12 protein-coding genes are annotated in these 15,090 nt (G+C 32.8%); 6 read left to right on the forward strand and 6 right to left on the reverse strand.

Annotated elements, in window-relative coordinates; all coding sequences use genetic code 11:
- Position 1 precedes the first annotated feature (1 nt).
- Positions 2-1,558 carry a response regulator transcription factor gene (locus HUW50_RS15195; RefSeq protein WP_066324287.1) on the reverse strand — a complete coding sequence of 519 codons (1,557 nt, stop codon included), beginning with the start codon at positions 1,556-1,558 and terminating at the stop codon, positions 2-4.
- Positions 1,559-1,754: 196 nt separating this feature from the next.
- On the opposite strand from HUW50_RS15195, the gene HUW50_RS15200 reads away from it, so the two are divergent.
- The 3 genes from HUW50_RS15200 (at position 1,755) to HUW50_RS15210 (ending at position 5,356) form a co-directional block, all read left to right on the forward strand.
- Positions 1,755-3,443: an extracellular solute-binding protein gene (locus HUW50_RS15200; RefSeq protein WP_185653000.1), complete on the forward strand. Its 1,689-nt coding sequence runs from the start codon at positions 1,755-1,757 to the stop codon at positions 3,441-3,443.
- 149 nt (positions 3,444-3,592) lie between these two features.
- Positions 3,593-4,447 (forward strand): ABC transporter permease, encoded by an 855-nt coding sequence (locus tag HUW50_RS15205; RefSeq protein WP_066325744.1) that lies wholly within the window; start codon positions 3,593-3,595, stop codon positions 4,445-4,447.
- A 15-nt stretch (positions 4,448-4,462) separates the two neighbouring features.
- The gene (locus tag HUW50_RS15210; protein ID WP_066324296.1) at positions 4,463-5,356 is read left to right on the forward strand and encodes a carbohydrate ABC transporter permease; all 894 of its coding nucleotides are present in this window, start codon (positions 4,463-4,465) and stop codon (positions 5,354-5,356) included.
- Positions 5,357-5,633: 277 nt separating this feature from the next.
- Here the strand turns inward: HUW50_RS15210 and HUW50_RS15215 are convergent, their stop codons facing one another.
- Positions 5,634-6,497, reverse strand: coding sequence for a LysR family transcriptional regulator (locus tag HUW50_RS15215; RefSeq protein WP_066324299.1), 864 nt, complete (start codon positions 6,495-6,497; stop codon positions 5,634-5,636).
- 153 nt (positions 6,498-6,650) lie between these two features.
- On the opposite strand from HUW50_RS15215, the gene HUW50_RS15220 reads away from it, so the two are divergent.
- Positions 6,651-7,787, forward strand: coding sequence for an AbrB family transcriptional regulator (locus HUW50_RS15220; RefSeq protein ID WP_185653001.1), 1,137 nt, complete (start codon positions 6,651-6,653; stop codon positions 7,785-7,787).
- A gap of 94 nt (positions 7,788-7,881) precedes the next feature.
- Positions 7,882-8,493 carry a spore protease YyaC gene (gene yyaC, locus HUW50_RS15225; protein WP_066324305.1) on the forward strand — a complete coding sequence of 204 codons (612 nt, stop codon included), beginning with the start codon at positions 7,882-7,884 and terminating at the stop codon, positions 8,491-8,493.
- Positions 8,494-8,636: 143 nt separating this feature from the next.
- On the opposite strand, the gene HUW50_RS15230 is transcribed toward yyaC, so the two are convergent.
- Positions 8,637-9,947: a CitMHS family transporter gene (locus HUW50_RS15230; protein WP_066324308.1), complete on the reverse strand. Its 1,311-nt coding sequence runs from the start codon at positions 9,945-9,947 to the stop codon at positions 8,637-8,639.
- A gap of 468 nt (positions 9,948-10,415) precedes the next feature.
- Positions 10,416-11,279: a LysR family transcriptional regulator gene (locus HUW50_RS15235; protein ID WP_066324314.1), complete on the reverse strand. Its 864-nt coding sequence runs from the start codon at positions 11,277-11,279 to the stop codon at positions 10,416-10,418.
- Positions 11,280-11,426: 147 nt separating this feature from the next.
- On the opposite strand from HUW50_RS15235, the gene HUW50_RS15240 reads away from it, so the two are divergent.
- A complete protein-coding gene (locus tag HUW50_RS15240; protein WP_066324318.1) occupies positions 11,427-12,554 on the forward strand; it encodes a 2-methylaconitate cis-trans isomerase PrpF family protein in 1,128 nt (375 codons plus the stop codon).
- A gap of 528 nt (positions 12,555-13,082) precedes the next feature.
- Here HUW50_RS15240 and HUW50_RS15245 read toward each other — a convergent pair.
- Together HUW50_RS15245 and HUW50_RS15250 are read right to left on the reverse strand one after the other, a co-directional pair.
- On the reverse strand, positions 13,083-14,303 hold the full coding sequence (locus HUW50_RS15245; protein WP_185653002.1) for an MFS transporter: 1,221 nt from the start codon (positions 14,301-14,303) through the stop codon (positions 13,083-13,085).
- Positions 14,304-14,363: 60 nt separating this feature from the next.
- A complete protein-coding gene (locus HUW50_RS15250; protein ID WP_066324324.1) occupies positions 14,364-14,939 on the reverse strand; it encodes a TetR/AcrR family transcriptional regulator in 576 nt (191 codons plus the stop codon).
- Positions 14,940-15,090: the final 151 nt, after the last annotated feature.

A 15,090-nucleotide genomic window follows, 5' to 3' on the forward strand; every position in this document is an offset into this window, starting at 1 on the left:
ATTAAGAATTCTCTTTCATTTTTCTTTCCATTTGCCGGTATTTTTCTGGACTTGCTCCGAAATGTTCCCGAAAACTACGAACGAAATATGAAAGATTTTGATAGCCTACATTATGACATATATCATTCACTTTCATATTTGTACTATGGAGGAGATCTTTTGCTATTTCCATCCTTAGATTTTTAATATATTTATTGATTCCGCAACCTGTTTCTTGGATGAATATTTCACTTAAATATCCAGGTGATAAGTACACTTGTTCAGACAATAAATTCAAAGATAAGTCTTCTTGATAATGTTCGTGTATATATTGTTTTACGATTTGGATAACATGTTTTGGAGATTTTTTTTCTTCCTCTAATCTTTTTGTGATTTCATTTTGAACCGAAATCAAAATTTCTTCTATATCAGAAAAATGATGACAGGAATATATAGCCTCCATTGTTTTATTAATTGTTCTTTTATCATATAAGGGTAGATCATGACAAAGCAGCTGTAATAGTTTTGAAAATAAAAATCGCACATATACATGGGATATTTCTAGATTTGAACGGTACTTTTCGAACAAAGAATTCATATTTTGTCTAAAACTAACGGTATCTGCAAATTTAATGGCATTTTGTATGGCCTGTAGTAGGTCATCATCTGTTTCAGGGTAGTTTTTACTTTCGATTGATGTTGCTTCTTTTGAATATGCATAGGTGTCAGAATAGAAAAAGTGGTCCTCTATATACTTTTCCATCTCCTCGTATAATCTAGGCATTTCATATGGAGCTGAGATTTCATTACTTATTGAAATAAAACAGTTTATACGATATTCTAAGTGGATTTTTTTTTGTATTCTGGTTGCAATCTGTTTAGTGTGTAATGAGTTATCCCGATTTTTCTTTAGTAACAATATAATCTGAAAAGGATTAAGATCAATAAAGTCGCAAGAAAAGTTTGGAATAGCTTCCTCGATTTGTTGGTAAAAGAAAAGAGTGTCTTTTTCCTTAGGAAGTCGATCGAAAAAAGGTTCATCAAACTGCATTAAAATCATTTGAGAATATTCATTTAAATAGGCGAAATTTATGGAAGGGTATTCATTTTTAAGCTTTTCCAAAGGAGTCTTATTTATAAGACGATTGAGAATATGGGTTTTAAGAAGCTCAGTATTTGCTTCTATTTGTGCTCGTTCTTTCTCCTGAGTTTTAATATTTTGTATGACGGAACAAAGTGTTTGTTGAAATTCATCAGGTTTTACTGGTTTCAAAATATAATCAACAGCTCTTAATGAAAGAGCTTTTTTAATAAAGTTAAAATCATCATGACCACTAAAAAAGATCGTTTGAATAGTTGGATAAAGTTCTCTAGCTTTTGTAGCCAACTCAATCCCATCTATAAAGGGCATTTTAATATCTGTAAATAAAATATTTATAGGCTGTTTTTCTAACTGAATAAGAGCCTCTTTTCCATTGTTTGCTTCAATTATATCAAGTTGAAAACGGTATTTATTTAGAAGAAAACGAATGACGTTTCGTTCGTCTTTTTCGTCATCTACAATTAAGATTCGATACATATTTTTGCCTCCAAGATATAATATTTGTTCATTATATCATTTAAGGTTTTTTTAAAAACAATTAGAGATAAATGTTCCGGAAAAAAGTACATGAAAACGGTTTATTTAATATTTTTGAAGAACGCTAAAACAATTAAACTAAAAGTGTGCCAATGACATGGCTTAAACAAAAAGGAGATATACGAGGGGGAGAACAATGAAGCGCAACTCATTATTTAAGAGGGTTACCATGCTATCTATGGCATCTATTATGACATTTTCTTTAGTGGCATGTGTAGAAAAAGAGCCATCCAATGCAGCGGATTCTGCATCAGAAAATGGAGAAAAAATCATTAAAATGGGGCGAGTAACTTCAGCTAATTCAAAATTACCTGAAGGTGATACTTATGAAGATAATGCCTATACCCGTCTAGTAGAAGAGAAATTAGGTGTGAAAATAGAAAATGCATTTGAAGGTGAAGGAGAAGATTATACGAGACAGGTTGCACTTGCTATCTCTTCTGGAGAACTACCTGATATGATGCGAGTCGATTCAAGAGAAGAATTGAAAGAGTTAGTTGAGAATGACTTAATAGCAGATTTGACGGATGTTTATAACGAAAATGCAAGCGATTACATTAAAGATATATATGATTCTTATGATGGACGAAGTTTAGAAGATGCATCATTCGACGAACGACTAATGGCACTTCCAGCAACAATAGGGGATGAAGCTCCTAATATGATTTGGATTAGAAAAGACTGGACGGAAAAGTTAGGATTAGAAATTGATAGTGATGGTGATCGTAGCATCACATTAGATGAACTAGAAAAAACTGCGAAGGCTTTCATAGAAAATGATCCTGGGGAAACGGGCAATCCAATCGGAATCCCTATGGCTTACTGGTTAAATTCCGGAAGTTATGGAGGCTCTGCACTTAATATGACATCAATTGCTGGAATCTTTAATGCTTATCCTCGATTTTGGCTAGAAGATGAAAATGGAAAGATTACGAATGGCTCAATAACAGAGGGAACTAAGCAAGCACTAGGTGTCTTGTCTGATTGGTATAAGGAAGGGATCCTTGATCCACAGTTTGGAACTAGAACATGGGATGACATAATGGCTCTTGTAACAAATGGACAAACAGGTATAGTTACTGGTCCATGGCATATTCCGGACTGGGGATTATCAACTGTAAGAGAAATGGATAAGAATGCAGATTTCGAAGCTTATTCATTAGAAGATGAAAATGGAAAAGTAAACGTTGCTCACACGAACCCAACTGGTGCTTTTATCGTTGTCAGAAAAGACTATGAACATCCAGAATTAGCGATTGAGATTTTGAATCTCTTCTATGACGAGCTAGCAAATTCAAAAGACTTAGAAACTGATTATCCAGAAGTTGCAGAATACAAAGAACTTGGTGTTGATGGGTCAACGAGACCGTTTAATATCGAAGTGTTAAAATCAGATAATTTGTTATTTGACTATTCAACTATAATGGGTGCAGTAAACGGTGAAATTGAGATGGGAGAAATCGCTTCATCTGAAGCAAGAGATGCAGCAACTAGTATTAAAAAATATACCGAAAATCCTAGTGATGCTGATACGGCAGATTGGTCAAAATATCACTCTAGAGTGAAAGGTATGGGTTTGATCGATAAACTTACAAAAGAGGATAAATTCAATTGGGTAAATCCAGTGTACTTCGGAAATACGGAGACATTAGAGAAAAAAGGTGCGAACCTTCTTAAATTAGAAGAAGAAGACTTCATTAAAATTGTAACAGGTGCTGAGCCTCTTGAATATTTTGATACCTTTGTATCAAATTGGAAAAGTCAAGGCGGAGATGAAATCATCGCTGAAATCGAAGCAATAAATGCTGATAGGAGTAATGAATAAGGAATAAGGGCTGCTTTGCAGTCCTTATTCTATAAGGAGGGAAAATCATTATGAAACCGATAGAGCATGCAAATACAAGGATAGAGCCTATCTATCAAAAGAAGATAAAAGGAAGAAAATTGACTAAAATTGAAGCCTCGTATCACCTTATGCTGTTGCCCGGGATGATCTTTCTATTCATTTTTAGTTATATCCCAATGTTTGGGATCATCATGGCTTTTCAAGATTATATTCCAGCAAAAGGATTGTTAGGTTCTGAATTTGTTGGATTTGATCATTTTACTTATATGTTCTCATTACCTGATATCGGGCAAATATTTTCAAATACAATTGTAATCGCACTTGGAAAAATAGTCTTAGGAACTTTAATGGCAATTGTATTCTCAATTTTATTAAACGAAGTTAGGATTAAACTGTTAAAAAAATCAATTCAAACCGTTGTATATTTACCTCATTTTTTATCATGGGTTGTATTGGCATCTGTTGTGTTAAATATGTTTAATCTTGATGGAACTGTGAATCAAATTTTAACTTTTTTTGGGTTTGAAAAGCTGAACTTTCTTGGAAGTAATAAGCTATTTCAACCATTAATAATTGGTACAGATGTTTGGAAGGAATTTGGATTTAATTCCATTGTATACTTAGCTGCAATAACTGCAATAGACCCAGGGCTTCATGAAGCAGCAGGGATTGATGGAGCCAATTGGTGGAAAAGAGTTTGGCACATTACACTTCCTGGCATGTTGCCTATAATCCTTCTATTGGCTATTCTAAGTCTCCCTAATATCTTGAATGCTGGTTTTGATCAAATCTATAACCTGTATTCACCCATGGTTTATGAGACAGGAGACATTCTGGATACCTATGTATATCGAATCGGGTTAATTGGCCGTGAATATAGCTTTGGTACAGCAGTTGGTTTATTTAAATCATTAATAGGATTAGTTTTAATATTATCAGCAAACAATGCTGCTAAAAAATATACAGATCGAAAGTTATTCTAAGGAGGTAGAGGGATTGTGGTACAGAATAAAACATTTTCCGCGCGATTAGGAAAAGTAATCATCTATGCAATCGTCATATTATTAGGGCTAATCTGTCTCCTGCCATTGTGGAATATTGTCGCTATTTCTTTTAGTAGTAGTGAGGCGGTTGCGGCAAATGCCGTAGGTTTAACACCGATAAATTTTACAACAAAAGCATATACGATGATCATGCAGGATGGACAATTTTGGCGCTCATTTTCTATATCCATTCAACGAGTGATTCTTTCACTTATTATTAATATGATATTAATTGTCTTAATGGCATATCCACTTTCTAAATCGAAACGAAATTTTAGAGGTAGAAATATATATATGAATCTTATTATTTTTGCGATGTTGTTTAATGGCGGCATGATTCCTACTTATTTAGTCGTGAAAAACTTAGATCTCCTAAATACAATATGGTCCTTGGTATTACCCGGAGCAGTCCAAATTTTTAGCATTATTTTAGTAATGAATTTCTTCATAGGTGTACCCAAATCGTTAGAAGAAGCAGCTATTATGGACGGCGCTAACCCATGGCAAATATTAATAAAGGTTTATATTCCTATCTCCTTACCAGCCCTAGCAACGGTTGCATTATTTAGTATTGTTGGAAACTGGAATGACTTCTTTTCAGGATTAATTTACATGACGAAAGTTAGCAATTACCCTATCATGACTTATATTCAGTCATTATCAATTGATATTCAAGATATATTAAAAGCAGGGGCAAACTCAAGTCAATTGGAAAATATAATGGAAGTTTCAAATAGAAATTTAAACGCTGCAAAAATCGTCATTTCTACTATTCCATTATTACTAATCTATCCAATATTACAGAAATATTTTATTACAGGTATTGTGGTTGGTTCCGTAAAGGAATAGTGACCTGTAGATAGAGATTGGGTCCAATAAAACCTCACTATGTATTATTAATTCATTAAGAGAAAACAAAAAGAGGAGAAGTCTCTTTTACAGGGCATGATCTCGTCTAATGGTGATAACAATAATAAATAAGTATGAGAAAAGCATCTACACTATTTGTAGGTGCTTTCTTTCTAGCTAATAAAAATATAGTAAAAAAAGGAGGGCATGATAAGCATTTAATTAAAGGATTTCTTATTAACTTTATTAATAGACTATTATCTGTTACGACTAATTGCTACACTCTAAATTCTTTTTCAATAAAATCAACAAATGCCTTAACAATGTTTAATTTTAATGAATCCTCGTGATAAATCATCCATGTCTTACGAACAATAGGTTTCCCATCAATAGATTTAATATCAGCTATATGTATATCATTTACATCCTTTAATATCAAACTAGGTAAAATAGCATAGCCTAATCCATTTATGACCATTTTTTTACAAGTGTCTGCTTTATCTACTTCTATGCTGACAAGTGGGGGTTGGGTGAAATTTTCAGACCACCACTTATCTATGGAATTCTTCAATGACGTGTCAGTATGATAATCAATTCTTGGCAAGTTAGGAAGGTCATGTATGTCTATTTTTTCTTTAGAAGCTATGCAAATGGATTCTTCAAATAATAAATGTTTATGATCTTTCCAAATAAAGTCCCCTTTAACTATTCCAATATGGACATTTTGATTGTAAATTAACTGAGCAATGTGACTGCTAAAGTTTGTCGTTACCTTAAATTCAATATTAGGATACTGATCTTTGAATAGCTTTAATAGGTTGGGAAGCATGTAATCAGTAAAAAAGTTAGAAACACCCAATCTTAGTGTACCTACAACTCTATCCTCCATATTAAGGACATTTTCCTTAATTTTTTGTATGGTTAATAACATTTCTTGTGCACTTTTGGCTAAATACTCTCCTTGTGGAGTAAATTGAACTCCACGCCTTCCTCTATTTACGATAATTACGCCAAATTCCTTTTCTAATTGGTTTAATCGGTTTGTCAAAGCCGGTTGAGAAATATACAAAAGTTGAGCAGCCTTTGTAATATTTTTTTCTTTATAGAGGGTTTGCAAAACCATCCAATCTCGTTCATCCAAACTAATAACCTCCATTTCTACTATCAAGATTATTTATGGATAATTATAATAAATCAATATTTTAATTATTTCTAAAAGTATACTATATTTGATTTATCAAGAAAAGATTACAAAATACTTCACCTAAGTAAAATATCGAAAGAAGGATTCGGAATGAAAAAAAATAGGGATTTTATTCAGTTTGGGTTGTTTGTAACAGTAAGCGGAGTAGGTGGATTATTTCTCTCTTTAACTGGTCTCCCTATTGGATGGATGATCGGGACACTCCTCATGGCAACTTTTCTTTCAATTTTACGTCCGAATTTATTACAATTACCTCGTAATCAAAAGGGTATTCCAAAATATTGGTTATATATTGGACAGTGTATCTTAGGGATTGAATTAGGACGGAAAGTGAATAGTTCTGTTCTATACATTTTTCATGAAAATTGGTCAACTATTACCATAATGCTACTTTTATCTATTTTTATTTCTTTACTTTCAGGTTTTGTTTTATGGAAATACAGCAATTTGGATATGTTAACAAGTTTTTTTGCTACTGCACCTGGGGGCCTTTCCTCAATCCCTGGCATTGCAGAAGAGGTTGGTGCTAACACTGGTGTTGTCAGTATTATTCAGGCTATGCGTGTATTTTTAGTTATCCTAACGATTCCTCTAATTATATCTTTCTTGAATAGTCATTCTGAGGCTAATGCAAACAACTATACTATCTCAACGGAATTAACAAAATTTGGAATTGAACAGCTTGCTTTTACAATTTTGTTTGTATGTATAGCGTGGAGTGGATATTATATAGGGGAATTTTTGAAGTTTCCAGCTCCATGGCTGATTGGTAGTATGGTTAGTGTTGCTATTGTCAAATCTTTTGGCTCAGAACTTTTTGGATATGAACTTGTAACTTGGTGGCCGCAAAGTTTAATGATCGTATCACAAATTTTTATTGGTGCAAGCATCGGCTCGCGTTTTCATAAAAATATGTTTATAGGGTTAAATAGAACTTTAATAATTTCATTTTTGAGTACAATAGGCTTAATTGTTTCTGTATTTATATGCGCTTATTTTGTATCGATTGTAACGGATATAACATTTCTGACTGCAGGTTTAGCTTTTGCACCAGGTGGAATTGCAGAGATGACAACAACTGCTCTTGTGCTTAATGGTGATGCTACATTTGTCATAGCAGTACAAGTGCTCAGGGTCGTCACTGTATGCATTACTCTTCCTCCTCTATTTAGATTTTTAAGATATTGGGAGGTCAAGAAGAAATCTCATTCTCATCTATCTGCATAGTTAGTATTGTTTTATTTTTTTATTAAACGTTATAATTATTTCAATAACTTTATTTATAGTTTACGGAAAAAATAACATTAAGGGTGATAATAGTGTGTCTTATTATTATAAAAAAGAACAAAAGAATCTAGAAAAATATTCATATAATTTGAAATCTAATGGAAGTACAGAAGAAAAAGATATTGAAGTATTAGCACTTAAAATGAAAGAAATTATTCAAAATTCATCACGAGAGGATAAAGATATTGTCTTTTTATGTATAGGTTCTGATCGATATGTTGGTGATTCATTAGGACCATTAGTAGGAACGATGCTTAAAGATAGTCAAGTTCCTTTTCGTGTTTATGGAACATTAGAAGAGCCCGTACATGCATTTAATTTAAAAGGGATATTAAAGGAAATCAATAAACAATTTAAAAAGCCTCTTATTTTTAGTATTGATTCATCCATTGGTGATAAAAATCAAGTGGGCTATGTGATGTTTAAAGAGGGACCATTAACTCCTGGAAAAGCACTTGAAAAGATGCTCCCTGAAGTAGGGGATTACCATTTCGTGGGATTTGTTAATTATATAGATCCTTTGCCAACTTCACAATTTTTAAATGATACAAGATTGTATACTGTAATGAATCTTGCAAAAACGATTGTGAAAGTGGTTACTAAAATAAAGGTATATGACAATATCTCAGAGGGAAAAGAGAGTTAGACTAATTCTAATGCTTATTATTTAATGTATAGATTATTTCATAATCATAAAAAAAGAGCCATCCAGATCAGGTTCGTAACTGAATTTGAATGGCTCAGCTTTATTATTGGAATTTAAGTTGAAAAATCACAAAGGAATAAAGGTTAGCTGATAGAACTTGTTAAAAAAGCAACAGCAATAATGACTACCGAACAAAGAAGAGTCCATTTAAACGCATAGCGCTGAAATTCCCCGATGTCTGTTTTAACCATTCCTACTAGTAAAAGAGTAGATGCAACAAGAGGACTTAGAAAATGTACAGGTTGCCCTAATATGGAAGCTCTTGCAATTTCTAAAGGACTTACCCCATAAGCTGCTCCTGCTTCAGCTAGAATTGGCAAAACTCCAAAGTAATAAGCGTCGTTGGATAAAACGAAAGTAAATGGCATGCTAGTTAGTGCCACGACAAGAGGAAAAAAGGAACCTACAGATTCTGGAATGATCGATACTAATGCATTTGAAATTGCGTCTACCATTTTTGTTCCGGAAAAAATTCCTGAGAAGATACCAGCGGCAAACACTAATATGACAACAGTTAAAGCATTTCCTGCATGTGATAAAATACGTTCTTTTTGCTCTTCTAAATTTGGATAGTTAATCATAGCAGCGAGTACAAATCCAATTAGAAATAGGATTGGAGCTGAAATTAACCCCATGACTAAAACCACCATAATCGTTACTGTTAAAATGAAGTTTACCCATCTTAATGTAGGGCGTTTAATATCATCTTGCAGGGCAAAAGTGGCAGCAACCTCGCTCAATTTTAATGATTGATGTGGAATTTCCTCGACATTAATAACACCAATTCTTGCTCTTTCCTTTTTTCCAAGAACAAAAGCTATAAAAAGAATACATCCCATTCCTGATAACATTGTTGGTATAAGTGGGAGGAAAAACTCATTAGCATCAAGACCTAAAGAGGCAATGGCTCTTGTAGCTGGTCCTCCCCAAGGAGTCATACCGCTCATTATGCTGACAGAAAGTAAAGAAATTGTTGCAAGTACAAGTGGGTTCATACCAATTCGAAGATAAAGTGCCAACATAGCAGAAATAGTAATCATATGAGTTGTCGTTCCATCGCCATCTAATGCAACGGTCATAGCGATTATTGCGGTTCCAATAGCAATTTTAACGGGATCTCCTTTAACGAATTTCATCATTTTATTAATTAGTGGGTCAAATAAGCCTGCATCGATTAAAATTCCAAAAAATAAAATAGCAAACAATAATAAGGCAGCTGAAGGAGCAACTTCTTTTAAGCCATCTAGCATCATACCCCCGAGCTCTAAGCCAAACCCACCAATTACTGCAAATATTATTGGCACAATAACAAGAGCTGTAACAGGAGATAATTTTTTTGCCATGATCAAATAAGTAAAAACGACAACCATTGAAATTCCTAAAAAAGTAAGAATTTTAATCCCCTCCTAAAATAAAGAAATCGCTTACAAAACATATTGGAAATATTCCAGAAATAGAGTTTTGATTTACTACATCCCTAGATTAGAATTTAAGAATATTTCGTGTTTTTAGAATATAATACGTGGATTAATAAGTAAAATATATATTTTTTGAGATTTTTCTAAAAAAAAACTTATAATCAAGATGATAGATAAGGGAATTACTTTAAATTCCTCTTTAAATAAGGCTCTTTTCTAAAAGATTGTTGTTTTTGAACAAAACTGATTAGGTTGATTGGTGCGGAAGGTGCGAGACTCCTGTGGGAGTAGCGGGACAGATGAGACCCCGCAAGCGCTTCGCGCTGAGGAGGCTCATCGCCCGCCCCACGGAAAGCGAGCATCCTGAAGCGCCAATCAACCAACCCAATACTATTTTAAAAGCAACAAAGTTTGCGAAAACAGCCTTAAATAAAGAAATTTTTATTAAATATTTGGATTTTCATTTAAAAAATCTATGAAATTTTTTACAATCGAGAGCTTTAATGAATCTTGATTATACATTAACCATGTATATCTAAATACTGGTTCTCCATTGTTATAGAATAATTCATGTATTTGGAGGTTATCTGAAGGTTGAAGACAAATTTCAGGTACAATTGCAATACCTAAATCATTTTTGACCATTTCTTTACATGTTTCTAGTCTGTCTGTTTCCATCATAACAAATGGCGGTTCGGAAAATCTGTCATGCCACCAACCGGTAATTAGAGCTTTTAGAGAACTATCCGTTTTGTAATTAATAAATGGCAGTTCACGTAAATTTTCCATGTCTATTTCTTTTTTAGAAATCAAACAAAGTCTTTCTTTATGTAATAATACTTTTTTTCCATACCATTCATAATTTCCACGTAAAATTCCTAATTGCACAGTAGCAGAATTAAGAAGGTTAATAATATCGGTACTCCAACCTGTATTTATATTAAATTGTACATTGGGGAATTTAGTTGAAAACTTTTTTAATATCTTGGGAAGCTTATATTGAGCAAAGTTACTTGAAACTCCTAACCTTAATGTTCCTTTTACCTCATTTTGCATATTAATCATATAGTCTTTCGTTTTTTGTAACTTATTTATCATTTCTTCGGAATACTCAACTAAATGTATGCCTTCAGAAGTAAACTCAATTCCCCCTTTTATTTTAAAAAATAATCTAGTCCCAAACTCCTTTTCTAAATTTTTAAGTCTGTAAGTCAATGCAGGTTGTGAAATATATAAACGTTCTGATGCACGGCTAATATTTTTCTCTTGATATAAAATTCGGATCGCATTCCAATCTTTTTCATCCATAATGTTCATCTCCATCAACTGATTATAAGTTTTTTTTTGTATTTTTTTAATAAATTATCTATTTTACTTATGATAACACATGTCATACTATAATTTTAAAAGCACCGGTACTTTTTAAAAAGTGAATAAGAAAAGGTGGTAATTTGGATGAGAGTACCTGTTGTTGTTATGCGTGGTGGAACTAGTAAAGCGGTATTTATTAATTTTGAAGATATGCCGACTGATCGTTTGCTTTGGGATGAATTTTTATTGGATATTATGGGAAGTCCAGACCATAGACAAATTGACGGCCTTGGTGGGGCAAATTCATTAACTAGTAAAGCTGCAATTATCAAAAAGTCAGAACTAGAAGAGATTGATATTGAATACACATTTTCCCAAATAAGTATTGAAAATCAATTAGTTGATTTCAAAGGAAACTGCGGAAATATTTCTTCTGCGGTAGGTCCCTATGCAATTGAACAAGGCCTAGTACCAGCAATTGAGCCTATTACAACAGTTAGAATATTTAATACAAATACTCAAAAGGTCATTATTGCTGAGGTAGAAGTTGAAAATGGCCAAGTAAAAACTGAAGGTATGTGTGCAATCCCTGGAGTACCAGGAACAGGTTCTCCTATCTATCTTTCATTCACTAATGCTGAAGGTGCAGTAACAGGAAAACTATTTCCAACTGGAAACTCTATTGATGTCATTCAATCACCTAAAGGCCCTATAAATGTTTCTATTATCGATGTTGCTAATCCATTAGTTTTTGTTAATGCCAAAGATGTCGGTCTTACGGGTACTGAACTACCTCATGAAATTACACAAAAAAAGCTAACAGAACTAGAGAATATTAGATCAATTGCAGCCGAAATGTGCCAATTTTCTTCAAAAGAGGATGCAACAAAAAAATCACCTGCTGTCCCTAAAATGACAATTATTGCTCCTCCTATGGATTATATTGATGTAACAGGAGTGGAAAGAAAAGCTTCAGATATGGACTGCACAATCAGAATGATGTCCATGCAAAAACCACATCAAGCACTTGCTATAACAGGTGCCATCTGTACCACTGCAGGAGCATTTTTAAAAGATTCAATCTTATCCGATATTGTAAAAGTAAATCAAGAAGTTGTCAGGTTAGGACATCCTGCTGGGATCATGGAAACCAAGGTTGAGTTAATAGCTGGAAGTATTAGTGCAATCAAGGTAGTACGTACAGCCCGTATGATTTTGGAAGGTTATGCATTTACAAAGAAAAATTATGAGTTTACCTCTAAATTAGCTTAAATAATATAATTTTGTAAAAAGAAATTGGATAAAATGTAAATTATTTTCTTAATTATAAAAAAATTTAGGTTATAAATGGAGGAACTATTCGTGTGGGTAATTACTATCTTTTTAAATGAAAATATGAAGATGTACGAATTTAATACAGAAAAAGAGGCGAGGGAGGCTTTTAGGAAGATAAAAGGCGACAAAATTCTTTCTGAGATAGTTTATTTTAATGATCCTTGTTATATTTAAACCCTAATTATGAAATTATTTTTTACGTTTATAGTTTCTGAACTAATAATGTAATCCAGCCTGTTCACTGGTGGATAGGCTGGATTACTTTTCAATAATCGAGGCGTTATTTATAAATAAGCATGGTGCTTCTTTATATTTTATTAAGTATAAAAGTCCACTGGGAAGAGGGAATAATGTTGTTGTAATTACACAATATGATAGTGATTAATTTGTTTCTGATGTAGAAGAAAATGCTAATGCTACCCCGAAAATTAGATTTTCACTCTAACTTTTGGGTTACATTAATAGTTAGGACATGTATTTACTTTTGGTTTTTGATAAATTTATTGTATTATTTTTTATTAAATGAACTAATAAGGCGATTAAAGGCAAAGCTGTTCCAATGAGTAAAGTTACTTCACTATTAAATTTATAGTAAGTATAACTTCCAATCCATGAACCAAAGGCTCCTCCCAAAAAGAAAATAGTCATATATAATCCATTAAGTCTGTTTCTTATCTCGGGATTCAAACCAAAGATAACTTTTTGTCCTAATAATAAATTTCCTGCTACACCGATATCAATGCTAATGCCGGAGATAAGGAGTAAAATCACACTAAATAGTGAATGATCTTGAACAAAAAATAAAAGTAAGATAGATAATAGTACGAGCGCCATTGATATATTAGTCATTGTAAAAATATAACCTTTATCTGCTATTTTACCAATAGTAGGAGTTAATAAAGCTCCAGCTATTGCAACAAAGCCAATTAATGCAATTTCATTATTTGAAAAATGTAATGGCTCAGACCTTAATAAAATTGGGATAACTGTCCAATAAAGACTAAATGTTGCAAATAAACATGCGTGATAAAAAGCTCTTTGTTGTAAAGGAGATGTATTTATTAATAGCTTCACCATAGAAGCTATTAAATTTGGGTATGACATGTTACTAGTTGATACTACTTCATAGTTGGGCAAGAATTTAATAATTAGCAGTAATACGGCAACTAGCGTTATTAATGAAAAAAGAAATACCATTCTCCAGCCGAACCAGTCAGCTATTCCGATAGATAATGGGCGAGCAATCATAATCCCAATCAATAAACCACTCATCACTTTACCTACATATTTACCAGTCTCTTCTATAGGTACAATCCTCATTGTTAGTGGAACTAACATTTGAGCCGCACAAGCTCCGATGCCAATTATGATTGTTAATAGTAAAAAAACAATTCCATTTGTTGAAATTAGCGTACCAATTAATGAAAGAATAATAAGCCCGATAAGAATTCCTATTATTTTCTTACTTTTAAATAGGTCAGCCATTGGTACGATAAAAAATAGGCCCAATCCATACCCAATTTGTGTCAAGGTAGTAAGCAATCCAGATAAATCAGAAGAGATGTTCAGATCAGTTGCAATGAATTGGACAATTGGTTGTGCATAATAAATATTAGCAGCAAGTGAACCGCAACTAATTGCCAAAATAAATAGTAGAAAATTTGTCTTTTTAGTCAACGTTATCATTCCTTTTGATTACGCTTATTTTTTTGGTACGTTCGTTCCGAAATGTTTAAAAAAGAAAGACTATAGGTCTGCAATAGTCTTATCCACTAGATTATAGGCAAGATATTTCTCTTTTTTATATCTGGACATTAAATTAAGGCTATGATTTAAACTTAATAAAGAATATGCAACTAATTCAGAGTTAGCCTCTTGTGAAATTTCTCCTTTCTGTTTTCCTTCTTCAATAACTTGTTTAAATACTTTTTCAAGTTCATTAAAATCATTCAGAAGTATTTCTTCTATGGAAGGATCAATATGTCCAATAAGCAGCGAAGAATTAGTTATAATACAACTTTTGGGAATGTCATCTGAATAGCATTTTTCAATTTGTTGATAAAAAAACGATTTAAGTGATGCTTTAGTGTTTATACCACTAAAAAGTAAATTTCTCTTCCGAGAGCCAACGTTTTTATAATGTTCTAAAACCAGTTTAAATAGTTCATCCTTATCTCCAAAACTATCGTAGAGAGTAGATCGACTTATTCCCATCGTTTCAATAAGATCTGAGATATATGTAGCGTCATAACCTTTTTCCCAGAATAAATACATCGCTTTATTCAAAGCATGTTCTTTGTTAAAACTAATATTTCTACCCAATTTACATGCACCTCCATTCATATAATTTAGTATAAAGTTTTCGGAACGATGAGTCCAGAAAAACGTATCTTGAAATCAAGCCTTCAAGAGTCTAGCTTGGATTGAATCCAAACTTTTTCATCAATCGATTTTCTGGAGTAACGAAAAAAAG

Source organism: Metabacillus sp. KUDC1714 (genome assembly GCF_014217835.1).
Lineage (GTDB): Bacteria > Bacillota > Bacilli > Bacillales > Bacillaceae > Metabacillus > Metabacillus rhizosphaerae.